Source organism: Verrucomicrobiota bacterium JB022 (genome assembly GCA_030673845.1).
Taxonomy (GTDB): domain Bacteria; phylum Verrucomicrobiota; class Verrucomicrobiia; order Opitutales; family Oceanipulchritudinaceae; genus WOUP01.
In genome coordinates this window covers 133,102-153,437 of sequence record JAUTCQ010000006.1, presented here as the reverse complement: position 1 = coordinate 153,437, position 20,336 = coordinate 133,102, and the positions used below count along the sequence as shown (strand labels likewise).

Here is a 20,336-nt window from a genome sequence, read left to right as displayed (position 1 = left end):
AACCCCTACCGCCCCACCACCTCTGCAAACGCCTTCACGCGCGCCAAAAACTCCCGGCCTTCGCTGAAGAAGCGGTAGCGCCATTCGGCTTCGGGCGCCGCGTAGGCGACGGCGTGCACTTCGTAGGCATCGGCCAGATATAGCGCGCGGTAGTCGTGGAAAGCCTGCGACACGATGATCAACGGCTCGGCGGCATCCGCCAAAGGCTGCACGTTGTCGATACTCGCCGCCGTACGGATGCCGATGGGGTCGTCGATCAACGCCTGCGCCGGCACGCCTCGCTCCAGCATCCAGGCCCGCATGGCCGCGACCTCGTCGTATTGCTTGCCCTGCGCGGCCCCGCTCAGGATCAGGCGCTGGACCTTGCCCGCGCGGTAGAGGTCGAGACCCGCCTGCAAACGGTTGGGGAGGAACTGACCGTCGGGGTTTGCGCCCAGCACGAGGGCCGTCTGCGCCACCGGCACCGCCTCCAGCTCGCGATAAACGCGCTCGTGCGTCGAAAAGAAGATCCAGAGGTTGATCGCCGAGAGGCAGGCGAACACCAGCAGCCCCAGCACGAGCAACCACCGCCCTGCGCGCCACCAGCCGTTTCTCGGTTTGTACCCCATTGCCCGCCTTTATACGGCTCATCGGGAGGCCGGCGAGGTAAAGGTGCCGCTGAAGCCGGAATGTAACCTGCTGCCTCTCTCTGGCTATGTTTGCCAGCTCCGAGCCATGGGCCCTGCAATGGGCCGTGCCCGTCTTCATCGCCTGCGCCTTGGTTATCCTCGCGGTGGGCACCAAGCTGAGTGCGCTGGCCGACGAGCTGGCCGACCGCACGGGCATGGGCGAGGCCATGATGGGGGCCGTCTTCCTCGGCGCGATTACCTCCCTCTCCGGCAGCACGCTCTCGGTCGTGGCCGCCACCCAAGGCCTGGCCGAGCTGTCGCTGGCGAACGCCTATGGTGGCATCGCCGTGCAGACCGCCTTCCTGGCCATTGCCGACCTCGCCTACCGGGGCGTCAACCTCGAGCACGCGGCCGCTTCGGTCGAAAACCTGATCTTCGGCGCCGTGCTGATCGTGCTGCTCGGCATCCTGCTCTGGGCGACCAGCGCACCGCCCATCACCGTGTGGGGCGTGCATCCAATTTCTGTCGTGATGCTCTTTACCTACGTGGGCCTGCTGCGCTTTATCAAGGCCGCCCGCGACAAGCCGATGTGGCAGCCCGTGCGCACCCAACAGACCCGCGAAGACGTCCCCGACGATCAATCGAACGCGGCGCCGCTCTGGGTCCAGATCTCCAAGCTTGTGGCCGCATCCGCCGCCGTGGTCGCCGCCGGTTGGGCGCTCACGCAGTCCGGCAACTCCATCGCGAGCCGCACGGGGCTCAACGCCAGCACGGTGGGGGCGCTCGGGACGGCGGTCGCCACCTCGCTGCCCGAATTGGTGACGTCCATCGCGGCGGTGCGCCGGGGCGCACTGACCCTCGCGGTGGGCGGCATCCTCGGCGGCAACTGCTTCGATACCCTCTTTGCCGCCGTGTCGGACTTCTTTTACCGCGCGGGCTCGATCTACCACGCCGCCAGCAGTCGCGAGACGGCGATGATCTCCCTCAGCGTCATCATGACGGGCGTGCTCCTGCTCGGCCTCATCCACCGCGAGAAAACCGGGCCGGCCAAGATCGGCTTCGAGAGCGTCGCCACGATCCTCATCTATATCGTTGGGGCGGTGTTTGTGATGGTAGGATAAGGCTCATCGCCATTAAGAGCCTGACAACGCCCTCCTTACCCGCTATCCGATAGGCGCTTCATGCGGTTTTTCCAACGCCTGTCGACTTTCCTCACGCTCAGCTTCCCGCTGTGGGCGCTCCTGTTTGCCGTGATCGGTTATAACCAGCCGACGGCGTTCGCCTTTGTGCTGCCTCACCTGAGCCTTGCGCTCGGGCTGATCATGTTTGGCATGGGCGCGACGTTGACGGTGGAAGATCTGCGCCGCGTGGCCCAGCGCCCGCGTGAGGTCGCCCTTGGCGTGGCCGCGCAGTTTACGATCATGCCGCTACTGGCCTACGGGATCGCCCGCGGCCTGGGGTTCGAGCCCGATCTGGCCATCGGCTTCCTCCTGCTCGGCTGCTGCCCCGGCGGCACGGCCTCCAACGTCATTGCATACCTGGCGCGCGCCGATGTCGCCCTCTCCGTCTCGATGACGACCGTCGCGACCCTCTGCGCGCCCTTGCTCACGCCGCTGATCATCTGGGCGCTGGGCGGGCACTGGATGCAGATCGACGGCGGCGCGCTCTTTCTCTCCATCGTGCAGATCGTGGTGGCGCCGGTCGCGCTCGGCCTGCTGGCCCGCCGCTTTGCCGCCCCGCTCATGGCGCGGCTGACCCTCGTGCTACCGCTCTTTTCGGTCGCCATCATCGTGCTGGTGGTCGGGGCCGTCGTCGGCAAGGCGGCCGACGCCATCCATGCGGTGGGCCTGCTCGTGCTGCTCGGCGTGGCGCTGCACAACGGCCTGGGCCTCGCCTTCGGCTACCTGACGGGGCGGCTGGGCAAGCTTGGCCCCGCCCAACGCCGCGCACTCGCCATCGAGGTGGGGATGCAAAACTCCGGGCTCGCCACCGCGCTGGCCGTCGCTCATTTTTCTCCCGCTGCCGCCGTGCCTGCCGCGCTGTTCTCCGCCTGGCACAACCTCAGCGGCCCGGCCCTCGCCGCCTGGTGGTCGCGCCGCCCCAGCGATCCGCCTCCTGCCTGACGCACTCCCCTTTATGTTCCGCTCGCTCCTGCCCCTGTTCCTGCTTCCGCTGGCCTATGCTGGCGACCGTATCACCCAATTCGCCACCATCGACGCCCTGATGGCTGGCGACTATCACGGCCACTTCAGCCACGAAGCAGTCGTCGCCACCGGCCACCACGGCATCGGCACCTTCACCCACATCGACGGCGAGATGATCGCCTTCGACGGCGTCGTCTACCAGGCCCGGGCCGACGGCTCGGTGCTGGAAGCCGACCGCCACCTCCGCATCCCCTTCGCCACCATGATCGACTTCGCGGCCGAAGAATCGGCAGAGCTAAGCGACATCACCGGCCTGCCGGGCCTGACCGACGAGTTGCTCCAGCGCTTCGGCCCGCTCGACCGCCCCGTGGCCCTGCGGCTCGACGGCGTCTGCGCCACGCTCAAGACCCGCGCCCCCCGCGCCCAGAGCGAGCCCTACCCGCCCCTGCCCGAAGTGCTGAAGACTCAGGCCGTCTTTGAGGGTCAGGACGTGCGCGGCACGATGATCGGCTTTTACTTCCCTGCGGGCTACCAAGGCATCAACGCGCCCGGCATCCACCTGCACTTCGTCAGCCACGACCACAAGCAAGGTGGCCACGTGCTGGAGTTTCAACTGAAGACGGGCACCCTCTCGCTCGACCGCGTCGACGAGCTGCTGCTGCGCCTGCCGGACGCAGGAGAGTAACCTTCAAACAGGTAATCGCCCGCTTTTGCTTGCCTTCGATGGGGTCACGGTCTTCATTCTGACAACGCGCCTCTGCCCAACGGAGGCGCTTTTGCTTTTTCCTCGCACCGTTTCCATTGCAGACCATGGCCCGACCCCCCTTCCACCACCAGATCATCCTCGACACCGGCATCAGCTTTGGCGACGAGGGCAAAGGGCGGCTCATCCCCGAAGTGATCGCCGAGCTCCGTGAGCAGAGCGGCCGCGCCGACATCGTGGGTGCCGTCATCAAGGTGAATGGAGGTGCCAACAGCGGCCATACCTGCGGCGGGCTCAAGCTCAACCTCTTCCCCGCCGGCGTCGTCAACCCCGAAGCCGGCTGCCTGGCCATCGGCTCCGGCGTCGTGGCCGACCCCCGCAAGTTCATCTGGGAGGCTGCCTACATCGAGCACAACGGCTACCGCGTGCTCGACCGCCTCCTGATCGACGAGCGCACTATGGTCAGCGACGTGTGCCACCGCCTGCTCGACCTCGCCTGGGAGCACTACCGCGTGCACACCCTCGGCGAAGAGGCCCGCGGCAGCACCGGGCGCGGCATCTCCCCCGCCTATTCCGACGAAACGGGCTGCTTCCCCATTTATTATAGCGACTTCCGCTCGCGCGAACGCTTCCGCCGCCTGCTGCAAGGCCGCGTCGACCGCGCGCTGCTCACGATCCAGCACGTCTGCCGCGTGACGCCCGAGGCCTGGGACGGCTTTTTCGACACCCTGACCAAGGCCGAAATCCGCGCCAACCAAGTGACGATCGAGGCCGGGCTGCTGACCGAGAGCGACTTCGACTTCCACCAGTTCAAGGGCAGCAAGCCCTTCACGCTCGATTTCGAGCGACTGGAGCAAGTCTACTTCGAGGCCGGGCAAAAGCTGCTCGCCCAGATCGGCAACGTGCGCGAGCGCCTGCTCGATTCGCTCCAACGCGGCCAGTATCTGCTCGCCGAGTTCGGCCAGGCCTTCTGGCTCGACAAGCGTTTCGGCTTCACGCCCAACGTGACCGCCTCGCACCCCCTGCCCGCCGAGTTCTTCCTCAGCTGCGGCCTGCCGCTGCAAAACGCCCACACCTTCGGCGTCTGCAAGGCCTACGACACCAAGGTAGGGACCCACACCTTCGTCTGCCGCATCCCCACCGACCACCCGCTGGGCCAGAAGCTGAGCCAGATCGAGTTTGGCACCTCTACCGGCCGTCAACGCATGGTGGGTTGGTACGACGCGGTCGAAAAGGGCGACGCCATCCGCTACGCCGGCTGCACCGACCTCGCGATCAACAAGCTCGACGCGCTCAGCTATGACGCTGGCGGCGCCTGGAACGGCGGCGAACTGCTCATCTGCACGGGCTACAAGGCACCGGACGGCACGCGATTGCGCCACGTCCCCCGCGATTTCGAGACGCACCGCCAGCTGCAGCCCATCTACCGCCAATACGCGGGCTGGAGCGAAGACATCTCCGGCGTGCGCTCCTTCGACGCCCTGCCGCTCAACGCCAAGAAGTACGTCGCCGGCATGGTCCGCCACACCATCGACGTGGCCTTTGGCGAAAACGAAGCCCAGTGGCCCGAAGTGCTGCCCAACGTCCGCTATCTCGGCGTCGGCCCCAACCCGAGCCAGATCATCAAGGACGTCCCCACCACCCGCGAGCTGATCAAGCTGGCGTAGGCGGAAGACGAAATTACGAGCGGCGGCTTGAGGAGTGGGCATTCCATCCCTCCCACTCCCCACATTCCGCCCTGCGCACTTGGCAAGGCGGGAGAGGCAGGGTAGGCTGGCGCAGCTTGCCATGAATCCTCTTGTCGAACTGTATCGCACCCATTCCGAACCGCTCGAACCCCTGCCGACAGACGAAAAGCCGGTGCTGACGCCTCTGCAAGGCATCCGCGCCGTCGTCTTCGACATCTACGGCACCCTCATCATCTCCGGCACCGGCGACATCAGCCTGGCCGAGAAGCAGGACCGGGAAGCCCAGCTCAAGGAGGCGCTCGAAGCCTGCGGGTTGGAACTGCTGGCCGTGCCGCACAAGCGCTCCGAGCTGCTCAACCAGGCGATCAAGGAGCACCAGCAGGCCCGCCGCGCAGAAGGCATCGAATACCCGGAAGTCGAGATCCGCGACGTCTGGCGCGAGTTCCTGGCCGATGAACTCAAGGCCCACGAGCTGACCGCCGAAGACATTTCCGACGACCTGGTCGAGCAACTGGCAGTGGAATACGAAGTACGGGTCAACCCCGTCTGGCCCATGCCCCACCTCGAAGAAGTCTTGAAGGCCCTGCGCGAGCGCCAGCTGACCCTCGGCATCGTCTCCAACGCCCAGTTTTACACCCCGCTGATGTTCGAGTCCTTCCTCGGGCAAAGCCTGCAACAGCTCGGCTTTACCGAAGAGGCCTGCGTCTACTCCTTTGCCCTGCGCGAAGGCAAGCCCTCCACCGCCCTTTACGAACGCCTCACGCAGCAGATCGCCCCGCTGGGCCTCCAGCCGCAGGAAGTCCTCTACGTGGGCAACGACCTGCGCAACGACGTGTGGCCGGCTCAGCTCTGCGGCTACCGCACCGCACTCTTTGCGGGCGATCAACGCTCCCTGCGTTGGCGGGAGGACGACGCGCGACTGCAAGACGTCCGCCCCGACCTGATCGTGACCGACCTGCGCCAGATCCTCGAAGTGCTGAACGGATAGCGAACAGGCCGTACCAGCGGGAGCCGCCCCTGGATAACGCCGAGACTGCACCCCATTGCTAACGCTATATAATATTCATCTAAAATAAAAGCTGAATAACTTACACATATTTAGCGAATTGCGGCAGCTGAGGATTCGACAGGCGTAGGTTTATGAGTTACTGATCCGGCGCATAAGTAACTCTCACCCTCTTCCCCAGGGGCGTTAGCCTGCTACGCCGCGCGAACGGCCAGGATGGGCGGCCCCGCTCTTCACGATGAAACCTTCTCGCGCCCCCCTCCCGGGCCTGATCCTCTTTGCCCTCGTCGCCGGGCTGCTGCCAACGGTTTCGGCGGTCGAGTCTCCCGTCGAAACGACCATGCTAGCCCCGCTCGACGCCCTGTCGGTCCAGATCGAGCCCTCGGGCCGCGTCTCGGCGGTGGTCCGCCAGGGCAGCCGGATGGCCGTTTCAATCGACGGCGAAGTCGGCCCCCGCTTCGATCGCTTCCTCGGTGCCAAAGGCCAGCCGATGATCGGTCGCAGCCAGTTCCCTGCCGTGGAAGGCCAGGACAAGCTCGACCACCCCGTGCTCTTTAGCCCCGACGGCAAGCGCCACGCCTACATCGCGCTGCAAGGCGAAGAATACGTCGTGGTCGTCGACGGCAAGGAGGTCCACCGCGGGGCTTACTCGATCGGGACCATCGGCTCCAGCCCGGTCACGATCCAGTTCTCGCCGCAGGGTAAGCACTATTGGTTCATCGCGTCGCACGAGCCCAAGGGCAAAGACCGAGGCTACTACCTCTTCATGGACGGCAAGCTCGTGCCCGAGCGCCTGCTGACCCGCGACGCGACGGCCATGCGCTTCAGCGAAGACGATTCCCGCTACGCCCTGCTCGTCGGGCGCGGCAACCTCATCGTCAACGGCAAGGCGACCGACTACTCCGCCTACCCGCACTCGTTTCTGCCCAACGGCAAGCTCGTGTCGGTCAACGACTCTGGCACGCTGCTCGACGGCAAGGTGCTGCACCCGCAACTGCGCCAACCCGTCGTCTCCAGCACCGGGCGCGTGGCGGGGGTCGTCTCCGACGGCGTGTGGCTCGACGGCAAGATCCTGCCCGGCACCGACGGCGCGGAAACCGTCCAGTTCAGCCCCGACGGCAAGCGCGTCGTCGTCCACGGTCGGGCCTCCAGCGCGATGTGGCAATGGCTCGACGGCAAGCGCAGCCCCAATTACCAGAGCTTCAAGGCCTTCGAGCAGGTCGACGGCCGCCCCGTCTACGCGCGCTTCACCGCCGACTCCAGCCGCTGCATCTCGCTGGCTTTTCAAGGTGGGCTCCTGTTCCCGCTCGTCAACGGCGAGGAGTCCGACGGCTACGAGTTTGTGGATCACGTTACGACCGCACCCGTGGGTGGCCGTTTCGGCTACAAAGTGACGAAGCGTACGCGCGCCTCCGCCATCGTGATCGACGACCGCGAAATCAGCGCGCCCGAGTGGCGCACCGGCAATGCCAACACCATTCCCAGCGTGATCGGCGAATCGTTTACCTTCAGCCCCGACGGCAAGCGCACCGCCTTCAGCATCGGCAGCATGAAGCAGTCGGCCCACTTCATCGACGGCAAGGCCGTGGACCTCGAGGGCGAGCCGGCACTCGCCTGGACGGACAACACCTTCACCTCGACCGACCGCCGGGGCGTGATCTTTTCGCCCGACAGCAAGCACACCGCCTACGTCACCGGCGATTTCAAGACCTACCACGTGCGCGTCGACGGCCAGCCCATCTGGTCCAGCGAACGCGGCGTACGCTCTCACCCGATGTTCACGCCCGACAGCCAGCACCTCCTGTGGTTCCATCGCGAACGCGCCGAAGGCCGGAAAGGCTCCGACGAGGTCGTCTACAGCAACGGCCAACGCATCTTTGCGATGGACCTGCAACGCCCGCCGAACGATCGCATCCTCAAATACGTGGGCGCCGTCAAAATGGGCGACGACGGTAAGCTGCGCATCATTGCCGGCACACCCGAAGGCATCTTACGCCACACCATCATCCCGCCCCGCGACTTCGATCTACAGGCCGCCATGGCCACCGGAGTTCAGGCCAGTGCACCCGTGGCCGCCGCCTCGACCACCAAGACCAGCTCGATCCAGATCGGTGCCAACACCGTGATGGCCGAGCCGGTACGCGTGGAGGTAAAGCCCGCCCCGACCGCCGCCGTAGCGGTAGCGGTCGAGCCTCTTGAATGGCGGCAGCTCGTACGCCAGCGCGAGGCCTGGCCCCAGACCGCCACCCTCCAGCGCGAGTTGCGCTTTGCCGACGGCGCGGTGGTGCGCGAAGGCAGCGAGATCGAAATCGTGGAGCTGAAGGGCAACGAAGTGGTCGCCCGGGGCAACCGGGGGCGCGTGATGTTCTCCGTCGAGGCCGACGCCACCAACGTGCTCGAAACCGCCAACACCGCCTGGGCCGCCCTTACGCCCGAACAGCGCGAGCTGACCTACCGCGACTTGCCCCGCCGCCCCGAATTGTGGCCCTACCACGTAAAGCTCAAGGTGCCGCTGGAATTCTCCGGCGCACCCAGCATGGCAGCGGGCGACGAGGTGATCTTCCTCCGCTACGACGGGCGCCAGCTCTTCCTCCGCTCCACCAAATCCAACCTCGCCTTCAATCTTGAGCCGGAAAATACCGACCTCTTTGAGCGCTCACGCGACAATCTGGCCAACGGCGGCGCACGCGGTCGCCTCGTCGAAGAGCTGGAAGGCAAACTCGTCGACCCCGCCAACGGTCGCCGCAGCCAGCTGGCCACCGAGCAACCGGAATACGTCGTCGCCTACATGGGGGCTGGCTGGTGCCCGCCCTGCCGCGTCTTTGCGCCCAAATTGATGGCCACCCTCAAGGACGCCGCCCCCGACGCGCAAAACGTGGCCTTCGTCTACGTCTCGGGCGACAAATCGGCACGCGAGGCCAAGGACTACACCTCCAGCCTCGGGATCGACTGGCCCATGCTCAGCTTTACCAGCCGCGACCAGCTACCGGCCTTCGAAGCACTCTTCGGCGATAGCATCCCGCAGCTCGTCGTGACCGACCGCCACGGCACCGTCGTCATCGACAGCGCCAAAGTAGGCCAGGACAAAGCCCTCGCCCAGTTGGCCGAGCTGTTTTGATGAACCCTATTGCCGTGGCATCATCCAGCAAGCCAGAGGCTTGCCAGCTCTTAGCGCGGGGTTGAGGTCCGCGCCAGCGGACCGACACCCCGGGTTTTCCAAGCTCAAGCTTGCACCCCGGAGGGCGTGCCACTGCGGCAGAGTTCACCTTAACGCCCGCCCAGGCTACGTTTACGGCCATTCGGCCCTCCAGGGCGTGCAAGTGCCAGATGCGTCGCGTATGTTTGCAACCCATGGCTCTGCACTCGCTCCAACGCGTCCAAGACCTGCCCATCTCGCTCGATACCGCCTGGGACTTCTTCAGCGCGCCCGACAATCTCGACGCCATCACCCCGCCCGACCTTTCGTTCGAGATCCTCAGCGGGGGCGGCGTGCGCATGTATGAAGGCATGATCATCGCTTACCGCATCTCCGTGCTCCCCGGCATCCACCACCAATGGGTCACGGAGATCACCACCGTGCGCGACCGCCAGTACTTCATCGATGAGCAACGCTTCGGGCCCTACAAGTTCTGGCACCACCAGCACCACTTCGAGGAGATCCCCGGCGGCGTGCGCATGACCGACATTCTCCACTACGACGTGGGCAAATGGTGGATCGGCGATCTCGCCCACGCCTTCTTCGTCCGCGACAAGGTGCAATCCATCTTCACCTTCCGCCACAAAGAGCTGGAGCGCCGCTTCGGGCGCCTGGAGTAGGAGAATAACATTTGGAACAGGAGTTAAAAGGAGTGAAAAAGAGTTTCGAACAGAAGCCAGGAAAGGGAGGGAAGAATTGAATCACCATCACCATCTCCTCCTCAGAATCCTGAGCTGAATTTGTCCTTCTATGTATTTAAAACTCCTTTTGACTCCTTTTCACTCCTGTTAAAACCTCCTTCATGTCGCTTCCGTATAAAATCAGCACGCTCGTCTACCTCCACAACGAGGCCGGAGACCTCCTGTTGTTGCAGCGCAACAAGGAGCCGAATCGCGGCCTGTGGAGCCCTATCGGCGGCAAGCTGGAGATGCCGACCGGCGAAAGCCCCTTCGAAGCCGCCCGGCGGGAGACTTTTGAGGAAGTGGGCCTGCAGGTGGGCGACCACGACCTGCACCTCTTTTGCATGTTTGCGGAAAAAAACTACGAGGCACGCACCCACTGGCTGATGTTCCTCTTCGACTGCCGCAAGCCCCTGCAATCGCTGCCCCCTTCCATCGACGAAGGCACCTTCGCCTTCCACCGGCAGAGCGAAATCATGCGCCTGCCAATCCCGGAGACCGACCGCCAGTCGCTCTGGCCGATCTACTTCCAGCACCGCCACGGCTTCGTCTCCCTCCGTGCCGACTGCTCCCCCGGCCAACCGCTGCACATCGTCACCGAGCAGCAGATGCACCCGTAGGGGGGCGTGAGAAGTCTCTCACCAGGAACACGAAGACACCAAGGAGTACAACTCCACCCTCTCAGAACTCATCCTTACCGGGCCTCCTGAAAACCAGTTCTTTGTGCCTTGGTGCCCTTTGTGAGAGCAGATCGGATTGCCGAAATTCGATTAGATACCCTTCTATCCCCATCAGCCCGACTACGGGCTGGCGGGAAAGTTCCGCCGTTTAGCTGGACAAGCCGCCGGGTTGTTTCCACATTGCTTGACGGGGGATCTTTGAAAGCTTCCCTCAACTGCCCTTGTTCAATCTGTCGAACGACCCAGAAACTGTGAGTACCGAAACCAAGGATCAAGCCGCCCAGGCGAAGCAAGACTTGTTCGCCCACGCCAAAGCTCCCATCAACCAAAAGTTGACTGCGGAGCAGAAAATCAAGCTCTACACCGACATGGTGCGCATCCGCAAGTTTGAGCAAGCGGCGCTGCAGAGCTACCAGAAGGGCAAGATGGGTGGCTTCCTCCACCTCTACATCGGCCAGGAAGCGACCGCCATCGGCACCATCTCGCTGACGGAGGAGAACGACCACATCATCACCGCCTACCGCGACCACGGGCACGCCCTCGCCGTCGGCATGACGATGAACGAGTGCATGGCCGAGCTCTTCGGCAAGTTCACCGGCTGCTCCAAGGGCAAGGGTGGCTCGATGCACTATTTCGCGCCCGAAAAGCGCTACTGGGGCGGCCACGGCATCGTCGGCGGCCAGACCCCGCTCGGCCTCGGCATCGCCTACGCGCTGAAGTATCGCGGCCTCAAGGGCTGCTGCCTTTGCTACCTCGGCGACGGTGCGATCAACCAGGGCGCGTTCCACGAGTCCCTCAACCTCGCCAGCCTCTGGAGCATCCCGGTGATCTACATCATCGAGAACAATCGCTACTCCATGGGCACCAGCCAAGCCCGCTCCAGCGCCTACCCGGAGGCCGGCCTCGCCTCCCGCGCCGAAGGCTACAATATGGAGTGGGACCGGATCGACGGCTCCAACCTTTACGAAATCCGGGCCAAGGTGCACGTGGCCATGGAGCGCGCGCGCAACGAAAGCCGCCCCATGATCCTCGAGATCGACACCTACCGCTACTACGGCCACTCCATCGCCGACGCCAACCACAAGAAGTACCGGACGAAGGAAGAGATCGAGGACTACCAGAACAACAAGGACCCGATCAGCGTCTACCAGCAGATCCTCGTCGCCGAAGGCGTGCTCGACGAAGACAAGATCAAGGACATCGACTCCGCGGCCAAGGAAGAAGCCAAGGCCTCCGTCGACTTCGCCGAAAACTCCCCCTACCCGCCCGCCCAGGAGCTGTTGACCGACGTCTACTGGACGACCGACAACCCCGGCCAGCACAGCAACCAAGGCCGGATGTTCTTCAACGACCGCCTCCCCTGGGACGACGAGTACCAGGCCTAAACCCTTTCCGGCAACCACCTGAGCATCAGGAACCGAATTTAAGAACATGGCCGTTATCACTTACCGCCAAGCAATCAAGGACGCGCTCGCTGAGGAAATCATGCGCGACGAAAACGTCTTCGTCATGGGCGAAGAAGTCGCGCAATACAATGGTGCCTACAAGGTGACGGAAGGCCTCTGGGCCCGCTTCGGCGACAAGCGCCTCGTGGACGCCCCGATCTCCGAAGCCGGCTTCATCGGCCTCGGCATCGGCTCCGCCATGATGGGCCTGCGCCCCGTCATCGAGATGATGTTCTTCTCCTTCGTCTACGTCGCGTGGGACCAGGCCGTGAACAACGCCTCCTCCCTCCGCTACATGTCGGGCGGCAAGATCAATGTGCCCCTCGTCATCCGCGGCCCCGCCAACGGCGGCACCAACGTCGGCGCCACCCACAGCCATACGCCGGAAAACCTCGTGGCCAACTTCCCCGGCCTCAAGGTCGTCTGCCCCGCCACCCCGGCCGACGCCAAGGGCCTGATGAAGGCCGCCATTCGCGACAACGACCCCGTTTTCGTGATGGAAAGCACCGTGCTCTACGGCATGGAAGGTGAAGTGCCCGACGACGAAGACTTTATCGTGCCCCTCGGCAAGGCCGACGTGAAGCGCGAAGGCAAGGACCTGACGATCGTCGCCCACGGCCGCAGCGTGCTGATGGCCCTCGAAGCGGCCAAGGAACTCTCCGAAAAGCACAAGATCGAAGTGGAGGTCGTCGACCTGCGCTCCATCCGCCCGCTCGACGAAGAGACGATCATCAAGTCGGTCAAGAAGACCGGCCGTGCCCTGCTGGTAGAGGAAAACAAGCCCTACTGCGGCATCGGCGCCCAGATCAGCCACCTCATCCAGCGCCGCTGCTTCGACTACCTCGACGCCCCGGTGCACCGCATCAGCGCCGTCGACGCCCCGGCCTTCTACAGCCCGCCCGTCGAAAAAGTCCAGCTGCCCGAGGCCCCGATCATCATTCGCGAGGCCCTCGACATGCTCAACGTCAAGCGCTAGACTCCTCCGCCTCCCAACCCGTTTACCCGTTTCGAACAATGGCCGAAATCATCGAGATGCCCAAGCTGAGCGATACCATGACTACTGGTACGCTCGTCAACTGGCTCAAGCAGGAAGGCGACAGCGTCTCCGCCGGAGACATGATCTGCGAAGTGGAAACCGACAAGGCGACCATGGAAGTGGAATGCTTCGAGGATGGCGTGATCCTCAAGCACTACGCCAAGGAAGGTGAATCCGTCGCCATCGGGCAGCCCATCTGCGCGGTCGGCGAAAAGGGCGAAGAAGCCCCGGCCGTCGAAGCGGGTGGTGGCGCGTCTTCCGACGACAGCGGCAAGTCCGCCAAGGAAAGCGAATCCAAGGCCGAGCCGGCCAAGGAGCCCGAATCTTCCAAGGAGCCCAAGGAGGCCCCCAAGTCCGAAGAAACCAAGGGCGAAAAGGAAGACAAGCAGCCCAAGGCCGAAGACGCCCAGAAGGAAGAAGCCAAGGACGCCTCCGACGACGAAGACGCCAAGGCCGACGCCGGCGACGACAAGGACGTGAAGGTCTCCCCCCTCGCCCGCAAGCTGGCCAAGGAAAAGGGCCTCGTGCTCTCCATGATCAAGGGCACCGGCCCCGGTGGCCGCATCGTGCGCGACGACGTGCTGAAGGCCGAGAAGGAAGGCACCGCCAAGCCCCAGCCCAAGCAGGCTCCTGCCGCCGCTGCCGCTGGCCCCGCCGCTCCCTTTATCGAAGAGAAGACGATCCCGGTCACGAATATGCGCTCGTCCATCGCGCGCGCACTGGTGGGCTCCAAGACGCAGGCCCCGCACTTTTACCTGCAGATCGAAGTCGACGGCAAGCCGATCACCGACCTGCGCGCCGCTCTCAACCACAAGCTCTCCAACCTCCCGGCAGAGCAAGGCGGCGTGAAGTTCACGGTCAACGACCTCATCCTCAAGGCCGCCGCTGAAGCCGTCCGCCGCGTCCCCGCCATCAACCGCGAGTGGAAGGGCGACAAGATCGTCCAGCACGGTGGCGTGCAGCTCGCCTTCGGTGTAGCCATCGACGACGGCCTGCTGACCCCGGTGATCCGCGACGCGCACGCCAAGAGCCTGCGCCAGATCGCCTTCGAAGCCAAGGACCTCATCGGCAAGGCCCGTAACAAGAAGCTGAAGCCCAACGAAATGAGCGGCAGCACCCTCACGGTGACCAACCTCGGCATGTTCGGCATCAGCGACTTCTACGGCATCATCAACCCGCCCAATGCCGCGATCCTCTCCGTCGGTGCCACCGTCAAGACCCCGATCGTCGACGAAAACGACAACATCACGATCGGCTACCGCATGAAGGTCGGCCTCTCCGGCGACCACCGTGTGATCGACGGCGCCGTGGGTGCCCAATACCTCCAGGCCCTCAAGGACATCCTCGAGACGCCCTCCGTGATGCTCGTCTAGCACGAGGTCTCACCGTTTCCTTTTCAAAAAGCGTCGGCCCAACAGCCGGCGCTTTTTTGTTGGGGACCAGGGCGAAGCAGGGACAGATTACCCCCCCCCCCCACAACGTCGCTACTTTTCCGCCGACGCTTCCATGCGCCCGGTGATGGCGCGCAAGGTGGCCTGCATCTGGCGCATCTCCGCCTCCGGCAGGCAAAACAGCTCGCCGATCTTTTCCCGCACGGCGGCCGACTTCGCCTCCAGTTGGCGCCCCTCGTCGGTCAGCGAAATATCGACCCCGCGCTCATCCACCGTACTGCGGGTGCGCTCGACCAGCCCAGCCGCCTGCAAGCGCTTCAGCAAGGGCGAAAGCGTGCCCGAATCCAGGTTGAGCAGCCCGCTCAAGTCCTTGACCGACAGCGTGCCGTACTGCCAAAGCGAAATCATCACCAGGTATTGCGGGTAAGTCAGCCCCAAGTCCTTGAGCAGCGGGCCGTAGGCCTTGATCACGGCCCGCGAGGTGGCGTAAAGGTCGAGGCACGGAAGATCGAGCGTCGGTTTCATCGGATAGCACCCAACCTACGCCCCCACTTCGGTGATTTCAAACCAAATTGCGCGCGATCAAGATCGCATCCGCCTCTGCACGCCGCTCAGGAAAACCGCGAAAAGTCCGGCGCGCGCTTTTCGGCGAAAGCGGCAAACGCTTCGCGCGCCTCCGGCGAGGCCAGCCGCTCCAGAAACAACTCCTGCTCGGCCTTCAACGCCGCCCGCACGCCGTCTACATAAGGCTGCTTGAGCAGGCGCTTCGTCGCGCGCAAGGCTGCAGCCGGTTGGGCCGCCAGTTGTCGACAACGCTGCTGCGCCTGCCCCGTCAGCTCTTCCGCCGGCACGATGGCGTTGACCAACCCCGCCCGTTGCGCCGTCGCCGCATCGAAAGGCCTACCCAACAGAAGCAGCTCGGCCGCCAAGGCGTGGCCCGCGCGCAAAGGCAACAGGTAGCTTGAAGCCGCCTCCGGGCTGAGCCCCAGATTGACGAACGGCAAAATGAAACGCGTATCCGGCGCGGCCAGCACATAGTCGCAATGCAGCAGCAACGTCGTGCCGATCCCCACCGCCAGACCCTCCACCACCGCCACGAGCGGCTTGGGAAAGAAAGCCGCCGCCTCGATGAAGCGGAACACCGGGGCCCCGCCATCCTGCGGCGGGTGGTTGAGAAAATCGCCCAGATCGTTGCCCGCCGTAAACACGCCTTGCGCGCCCCGGATGCAGACCACCTTCACGCTCGGGTCCTCCGCCGCAGCGGTAAAGGCATCGGCCAAGGCGGCGTACATGGCCGAGGTCAGCGCATTCTTCTTCTGCGGGCGGGCGATCTGGATCTCCAAAACCCCTTCCGCTTTCGCGATTTCGATTTCAGGCACGCTCATATGCATTCAAACAGTTGCTTGAACGCAGCCTAAGCTCCTGACACCCCGAAAGCGAGACTGGAATCTAGCCCCGCTGGCGCACCGTATCGCCATCCATCCAGGTGCTGTCGATCAGGCTGGCGCGAGGAAAATCGGGCAGGCCCACCTGATCGCTGTGGAGCATGCTGATGAGCATGTCGACCGCCACCTCGCCCACCACCTCGTTGTGCTGGTTCATCCCAGCCCAGTGCGGGCGGGATGAGCGCCATTCGAGCTGGATCAGCCCAATGTCTTGCGGCACGCGCCAGCCGACATTCTCCAGCCAGCGCGCAACGGAGTTGTAGAGCGTAAAGAGCACGTCGGGCTGGTGCTGGTGCAGCCAGTCGTAAAACAGGGCCGGGTTTTGCCGCGCGCCCTCCACGTTGAAAAACGGAGGGATGCGCTGCGAATCGGGCAAGTGCTGCACGCCCACGAAGTAGCCCGAGCTGAAACGGTGGTCCACCAGCCCGTCGATCACCGGATCGAGCACGAGGCCCGGTCGTTGGTAGCCCAGGGAAAACGCCTTCTCCACCGCCCGCAGGCTCAGCGCGTGGTGGTCGACCGCCGCAAACGGCAGCGTCGGCTCGCGCGTACGCACCCCCGTCACCACACAAGCGGTCTGCTCCAGCACCGGGCGCAAGTGATCGGGCAGGCGATTCTCCTTCATCATCCCGACGATGAGCAGGCCCCGGATATTGCGGTGCCGCAGGATGCGCAGCAGCGTCTCGCCCCGGATCTCCGGGTCGTGCAGCCAAAAACTGTCGAGCCGGTAGCCCTGTTGACGCGCCCGGCGGCGCACCCCCTCCAGATACACCGGGATCGTCGGGTGCGCGGAGGCCGCCTTCGCGTCCTGGTTGGCGTGCAGCAGGCCGAGCGTGGCCTGGTAACGCGGCTCGCGCTCCCGACGCAGGCGCGACATCAGCTCGCTCACCGTGGCGTTGCGGGTGTAGCCCAGCTCATCCGCCGCCGCGAGGATGCGCGCGCGGGTGGTGGCCGAGATCGAGGCATCGCCTTTCAACGCCAACGAGACGGCGTTTTTCGACACACCGGCTTGGCGGGCAACGTCTTGCATGGTGACGCGGGGCATGTAGACTTGACTGTCAAGTGAGTGCCCCCTTGGCGAGGAAAAGCGCATCTGCCAGCCTCAAACATCCTATGAGCGTTACCCTCGGTCTTGATTACGGGACCAACTCGGTGCGTGCTTTGCTGGTCCGCTGCCAGGACGGAAAAGAGTTAGGTTCTGGCGTCGTGACTTACCCCTCGGGCGAAGCGGGTGTCTTGTTGGATCGAAAGAACAGTCACCTGGCGCGTCAGCACCCGGGCGACTACCTCGAAGCCATGAAGCAGGCGGTGTCCCTCGCGATCGCGGAAGCGAAGCAGACGGACGCCTCCTTTAGCCCCGATCAGGTCATCGGCCTGGGCGTCGACACCACGGGCTCCAGCCCGATCCCCGTCAACGCGCGTAACGAAGCGCTGGGCATGCTGCCGGAATTCAAGGACAACCTCGCCGCCCAGTGCTGGCTGTGGAAGGACCATACCTCCCACGAAGAGGCCGTCACCATCACGCGCCTCGCCCGCGAAAACCGCCCGCAATACGTCGCCAAGTGCGGCAACACCTACTCCTCGGAGTGGTTCTGGAGCAAGATCTGGAAGTGCAGCAAAGTGGCGCCCGACGTCTTCAAGGCTGCCTACTCCTGGGTCGAACTCTCCGACTGGGTGCCCGCCGTGCTCGCCGGTGCCTCCCGCCCGGAAGACATCAAGCGCGGCGTCTGCGCGGCCGGTCACAAGGCCTTCTACTCCGATGAATGGGGTGGCCTGCCCGACAAGGAATTTTTGAGCCTGCTCGACCCGGCCCTCGCCGACCTGCGCGACCGCCTTTACGACAAGGCTTACGACGCCTCCGTCACCGCCGGCACGCTCTGCGACGAGTGGGCCCAGACCCTCGGCCTGCCCGCCGGCATCCCCATCGCCATCGGCGAGATGGACGTGCACTACGGCGCGATCGGCTGCGGCATCGAAGAAGGCACGCTCGTCAAGGTCATCGGCACCTCCACCTGCGACTGCGTCGTGGTCCCCGCCGACAAGCATACCGACGACATCCCGGGCATCTGCGGCATCGTGCGCGGCTCCATCCTGCCGGGCTTCGACGCCATCGAGGCCGGCCAATCGGCCGTGGGTGACATTTTCAAGTGGTGGGTCGAAGGCGTCTGTGGCGAAAGCCCCGACGCGCACGCCCGCCTGACCAAGGAAGCTGCGGCCCTCAAGCCCGGCGAAAGCGGCCTGCTCGCGCTCGACTGGAACAACGGCAACCGGACCGTACTCGTCGACCAGCGCCTGACGGGCCTGCTGCTCGGCCAGACCCTCGCCACCACCTCCGCCGAGATCTACCGTGCGCTGATCGAGGCCACCGCCTTCGGCGCCCGCGCCATCCTCGAGCGCATCGAGAGCTACGGCGTGAAGGTCGACCGAATTATCTGCGCGGGCGGCATTGCCGAAAAGAACGCCATGCTGATGCAGATCTACGCCGACGTGACCGGCCGCGAAATGCTCGTCGCCCGCTCCAGCCAGGCCTGCGCGCTCGGCTCGGCCGTGGCCGCCGCTGTGATGGCCGGCCCCGAAAAGGGTGGCCACGCCAGCTTCACCGCAGCCCAAAAGGCCATGACCGGCATCAAGGAAGGCGTGTCGTACCAGCGCAACGCCGAATCGGGCAAGGTCTACGACCAGCTTTACGCCCTCTACCAACAGGTGCACGACCAGTTCGGCGGCGTGGGCAATGCCCCGCTCGGCCACGTGATGAAAGACCTTCTCAATCTCAAGGAACAGCAAAGCCGTTAGCCCCCTATGAAATTAGCTCCCAAAGCCCTGGAATTCTGGTTCGTTACCGGAAGCCAACACCTTTACGGCCCCGAAGCCCTGCGTCAGGTCTCGAACCACTCGCAGCAAATCGTCGAGGCCCTCAACGCGGGCGGCAAGCTGCCCACCAACCTCACCTTCAAGGCCCTGCTCGTCACGCCGGATTCGATCCGCGACCTCGTGCGCGAAGCCAACGCCAACCCGCAGTGCGCCGGCCTCGTGGCCTGGATGCACACCTTCTCGCCCGCCAAGATGTGGATCGGCGGCCTCACCCACCTGCAAAAGCCGATGCTGCACCTCCACACGCAGTTCAATCGCGACCTGCCGTGGGACACCATCGACATGGACTTCATGAACCTGAACCAGGCCGCCCACGGCGACCGCGAGTTTGGCTTCATGAACGCCCGCCTGCGCCGCCCGCACTCCGTCGTGGCCGGCTTCTGGGGTGAAGAAGAGACCCAGGTGCGCATGGCCGAGTGGATGCGCGCCGCCGGTGCGTGGCAAGAGTGGCAAGGTGCCAAGTTCTGCCGCTTTGGAGACAACATGCGCCAGGTGGCCGTGACCGATGGTGACAAGGTGGCCGCCGAAGCCCGCTTCGGCTTCACCGTCGACGGCTATGGCATCGGCGACCTCGTCGACGTGGTCAACCAGATCGCGGACTCCGAAGTCGACCGCCTCTGCGCCGAGTACGAAGAGCTTTACAACGTGGTGCCCGCGCTGCGCAAGGGTGGCGACCGCCACCAGTCGCTGCGCACCGAAGCCCGCGTCGAAGCCGGCCTGCGCCAGTTCATGCAAGCCGGCAACTACAGCGGCTTCACCACCACCTTCGAAGACCTGCATGGCCTCAGCCAGCTGCCCGGCATGGCCCCGCAGCGCCTGATGGGTGACGGCTACGGCTTTGCCGGCGAAGGCGACTGGAAGACGGCCGCCCTCGTCCGCGCGATGAAGGTGATGGCGCACGGCCTGCCCGAAGGCGCTTCCTTCATGGAAGACTACACCTACCACATGGAGCCGGGCAACGAGATGGTCCTTGGCTCGCACATGCTGGAGATCTGCCCCTCCATCGCATCCGGCAAGCCCAACATCGAGATCCACCCGCTCGGCATCGGCGGCAAGGACGACCCGGTACGCATGGTCTTCAACTCCCCCGCCGGCCGTGGCCTCAACGCCTCGATCGTCGATGTGGGTAACCGCTTCCGCCTCATCGTGAACGCGGTCGACGCCATCGAGCCGCCCGCCGACCTGCCCAAGCTGCCCGTGGCCCGTGCCGTGTGGAAGCCCCTGCCCGACTTCCGCACCGGCCTCGAAGGCTGGATCATCGCTGGCGGCGCCCACCACACCGGCTACACCTGCGCATACTCGCCCAAGGTACTCGAACACTTCGCAGAAATGGCCGGGATCGAATACCTGCTCATCGGCGAAGACACCAAGCTCGACGCCTTCCGCGACAAGGTGCGCTGGAACGACCTCTACTACACCCTCGCCTCCCGCCAAGGGCACTAA

At 64.6% G+C, this 20,336-nt stretch carries 17 protein-coding genes; 13 read left to right on the top strand and 4 right to left on the bottom strand.

Features of this window, described 5'->3' with window-relative positions:
* Positions 1-5: 5 nt before the first annotated feature.
* Positions 6-608 carry an ElyC/SanA/YdcF family protein gene (locus Q7P63_04405; GenBank protein ID MDP0499323.1) on the bottom strand — a complete coding sequence of 201 codons (603 nt, stop codon included), beginning with the start codon at positions 606-608 and terminating at the stop codon, positions 6-8.
* A gap of 86 nt (positions 609-694) precedes the next feature.
* Between Q7P63_04405 and Q7P63_04400 the strand changes: the two genes are divergently transcribed.
* The 11 genes from Q7P63_04400 (at position 695) to Q7P63_04350 (ending at position 14,559) form a co-directional block, all read left to right on the top strand.
* Positions 695-1,729: a sodium:calcium antiporter gene (locus Q7P63_04400; protein MDP0499322.1), complete on the top strand. Its 1,035-nt coding sequence runs from the start codon at positions 695-697 to the stop codon at positions 1,727-1,729.
* A 60-nt stretch (positions 1,730-1,789) separates the two neighbouring features.
* On the top strand, positions 1,790-2,731 hold the full coding sequence (locus tag Q7P63_04395) for a bile acid:sodium symporter family protein (protein ID MDP0499321.1): 942 nt from the start codon (positions 1,790-1,792) through the stop codon (positions 2,729-2,731).
* 13 nt (positions 2,732-2,744) lie between these two features.
* Positions 2,745-3,437: an acetolactate decarboxylase gene (locus Q7P63_04390; GenBank protein MDP0499320.1), complete on the top strand. Its 693-nt coding sequence runs from the start codon at positions 2,745-2,747 to the stop codon at positions 3,435-3,437.
* Between the two features lie 125 nt (positions 3,438-3,562).
* A complete protein-coding gene (locus Q7P63_04385; GenBank protein ID MDP0499319.1) occupies positions 3,563-5,122 on the top strand; it encodes an adenylosuccinate synthetase in 1,560 nt (519 codons plus the stop codon).
* A gap of 121 nt (positions 5,123-5,243) precedes the next feature.
* A complete protein-coding gene (locus Q7P63_04380) occupies positions 5,244-6,131 on the top strand; it encodes an HAD family hydrolase (protein MDP0499318.1) in 888 nt (295 codons plus the stop codon).
* Between the two features lie 256 nt (positions 6,132-6,387).
* A complete protein-coding gene (locus Q7P63_04375) occupies positions 6,388-9,267 on the top strand; it encodes a thioredoxin-like domain-containing protein (protein MDP0499317.1) in 2,880 nt (959 codons plus the stop codon).
* A gap of 233 nt (positions 9,268-9,500) precedes the next feature.
* A complete protein-coding gene (locus tag Q7P63_04370) occupies positions 9,501-9,965 on the top strand; it encodes an SRPBCC family protein (GenBank protein MDP0499316.1) in 465 nt (154 codons plus the stop codon).
* 182 nt (positions 9,966-10,147) lie between these two features.
* Positions 10,148-10,645, top strand: coding sequence for an NUDIX domain-containing protein (locus Q7P63_04365; GenBank protein MDP0499315.1), 498 nt, complete (start codon positions 10,148-10,150; stop codon positions 10,643-10,645).
* Between the two features lie 311 nt (positions 10,646-10,956).
* Entirely contained in the window at positions 10,957-12,090 is a 1,134-nt protein-coding gene (gene pdhA / locus Q7P63_04360) for a pyruvate dehydrogenase (acetyl-transferring) E1 component subunit alpha (protein ID MDP0499314.1), read from the top strand.
* A 46-nt stretch (positions 12,091-12,136) separates the two neighbouring features.
* Positions 12,137-13,126 carry an alpha-ketoacid dehydrogenase subunit beta gene (locus Q7P63_04355; GenBank protein ID MDP0499313.1) on the top strand — a complete coding sequence of 330 codons (990 nt, stop codon included), beginning with the start codon at positions 12,137-12,139 and terminating at the stop codon, positions 13,124-13,126.
* Between the two features lie 38 nt (positions 13,127-13,164).
* Complete coding sequence (locus tag Q7P63_04350; GenBank protein ID MDP0499312.1) at positions 13,165-14,559, top strand: dihydrolipoamide acetyltransferase family protein; 1,395 nt, start codon at positions 13,165-13,167, stop codon at positions 14,557-14,559.
* Between the two features lie 111 nt (positions 14,560-14,670).
* Here Q7P63_04350 and Q7P63_04345 read toward each other — a convergent pair whose 3' ends face one another.
* From Q7P63_04345 to Q7P63_04335, 3 genes are all read right to left on the bottom strand, one after another.
* Positions 14,671-15,102 carry a MarR family transcriptional regulator gene (locus Q7P63_04345; protein ID MDP0499311.1) on the bottom strand — a complete coding sequence of 144 codons (432 nt, stop codon included), beginning with the start codon at positions 15,100-15,102 and terminating at the stop codon, positions 14,671-14,673.
* Positions 15,103-15,188: 86 nt separating this feature from the next.
* The gene (locus tag Q7P63_04340; GenBank protein ID MDP0499310.1) at positions 15,189-15,956 is read right to left on the bottom strand and encodes an enoyl-CoA hydratase-related protein; all 768 of its coding nucleotides are present in this window, start codon (positions 15,954-15,956) and stop codon (positions 15,189-15,191) included.
* A 70-nt stretch (positions 15,957-16,026) separates the two neighbouring features.
* Positions 16,027-17,067, bottom strand: a complete 1,041-nt coding sequence (locus tag Q7P63_04335) for a LacI family DNA-binding transcriptional regulator (protein MDP0499309.1) — start codon at positions 17,065-17,067, stop codon at positions 16,027-16,029.
* Between the two features lie 68 nt (positions 17,068-17,135).
* Here Q7P63_04335 and Q7P63_04330 point away from each other — a divergent pair, with 68 nt between their 5' ends.
* Positions 17,136-18,815 carry a ribulokinase gene (locus Q7P63_04330; protein ID MDP0499308.1) on the top strand — a complete coding sequence of 560 codons (1,680 nt, stop codon included), beginning with the start codon at positions 17,136-17,138 and terminating at the stop codon, positions 18,813-18,815.
* A 6-nt stretch (positions 18,816-18,821) separates the two neighbouring features.
* The gene (gene araA / locus Q7P63_04325; protein ID MDP0499307.1) at positions 18,822-20,336 is read left to right on the top strand and encodes an L-arabinose isomerase; all 1,515 of its coding nucleotides are present in this window, start codon (positions 18,822-18,824) and stop codon (positions 20,334-20,336) included.

What these genes read in the sequence shown, in the direction of transcription:
- Q7P63_04405 (MDP0499323.1), bottom strand. Translation starts at nt 608, where the DNA reads ATGGGGTACAAACCGAGAAACGGCTGGTGGCGCGCAGGGCGGTGGTTG.
- Q7P63_04400 (MDP0499322.1), top strand. Translation starts at nt 695, where the DNA reads ATGTTTGCCAGCTCCGAGCCATGGGCCCTGCAATGGGCCGTGCCCGTC.
- Q7P63_04395 (MDP0499321.1), top strand. Translation starts at nt 1,790, where the DNA reads ATGCGGTTTTTCCAACGCCTGTCGACTTTCCTCACGCTCAGCTTCCCG.
- Q7P63_04390 (MDP0499320.1), top strand. Translation starts at nt 2,745, where the DNA reads ATGTTCCGCTCGCTCCTGCCCCTGTTCCTGCTTCCGCTGGCCTATGCT.
- Q7P63_04385 (MDP0499319.1), top strand. Translation starts at nt 3,563, where the DNA reads ATGGCCCGACCCCCCTTCCACCACCAGATCATCCTCGACACCGGCATC.
- Q7P63_04380 (MDP0499318.1), top strand. Translation starts at nt 5,244, where the DNA reads ATGAATCCTCTTGTCGAACTGTATCGCACCCATTCCGAACCGCTCGAA.
- Q7P63_04375 (MDP0499317.1), top strand. Translation starts at nt 6,388, where the DNA reads ATGAAACCTTCTCGCGCCCCCCTCCCGGGCCTGATCCTCTTTGCCCTC.
- Q7P63_04370 (MDP0499316.1), top strand. Translation starts at nt 9,501, where the DNA reads ATGGCTCTGCACTCGCTCCAACGCGTCCAAGACCTGCCCATCTCGCTC.
- Q7P63_04365 (MDP0499315.1), top strand. Translation starts at nt 10,148, where the DNA reads ATGTCGCTTCCGTATAAAATCAGCACGCTCGTCTACCTCCACAACGAG.
- Q7P63_04355 (MDP0499313.1), top strand. Translation starts at nt 12,137, where the DNA reads ATGGCCGTTATCACTTACCGCCAAGCAATCAAGGACGCGCTCGCTGAG.
- Q7P63_04350 (MDP0499312.1), top strand. Translation starts at nt 13,165, where the DNA reads ATGGCCGAAATCATCGAGATGCCCAAGCTGAGCGATACCATGACTACT.
- Q7P63_04345 (MDP0499311.1), bottom strand. Translation starts at nt 15,102, where the DNA reads ATGAAACCGACGCTCGATCTTCCGTGCCTCGACCTTTACGCCACCTCG.
- Q7P63_04335 (MDP0499309.1), bottom strand. Translation starts at nt 17,067, where the DNA reads ATGCCCCGCGTCACCATGCAAGACGTTGCCCGCCAAGCCGGTGTGTCG.
- Q7P63_04330 (MDP0499308.1), top strand. Translation starts at nt 17,136, where the DNA reads ATGAGCGTTACCCTCGGTCTTGATTACGGGACCAACTCGGTGCGTGCT.
- araA (MDP0499307.1), top strand. Translation starts at nt 18,822, where the DNA reads ATGAAATTAGCTCCCAAAGCCCTGGAATTCTGGTTCGTTACCGGAAGC.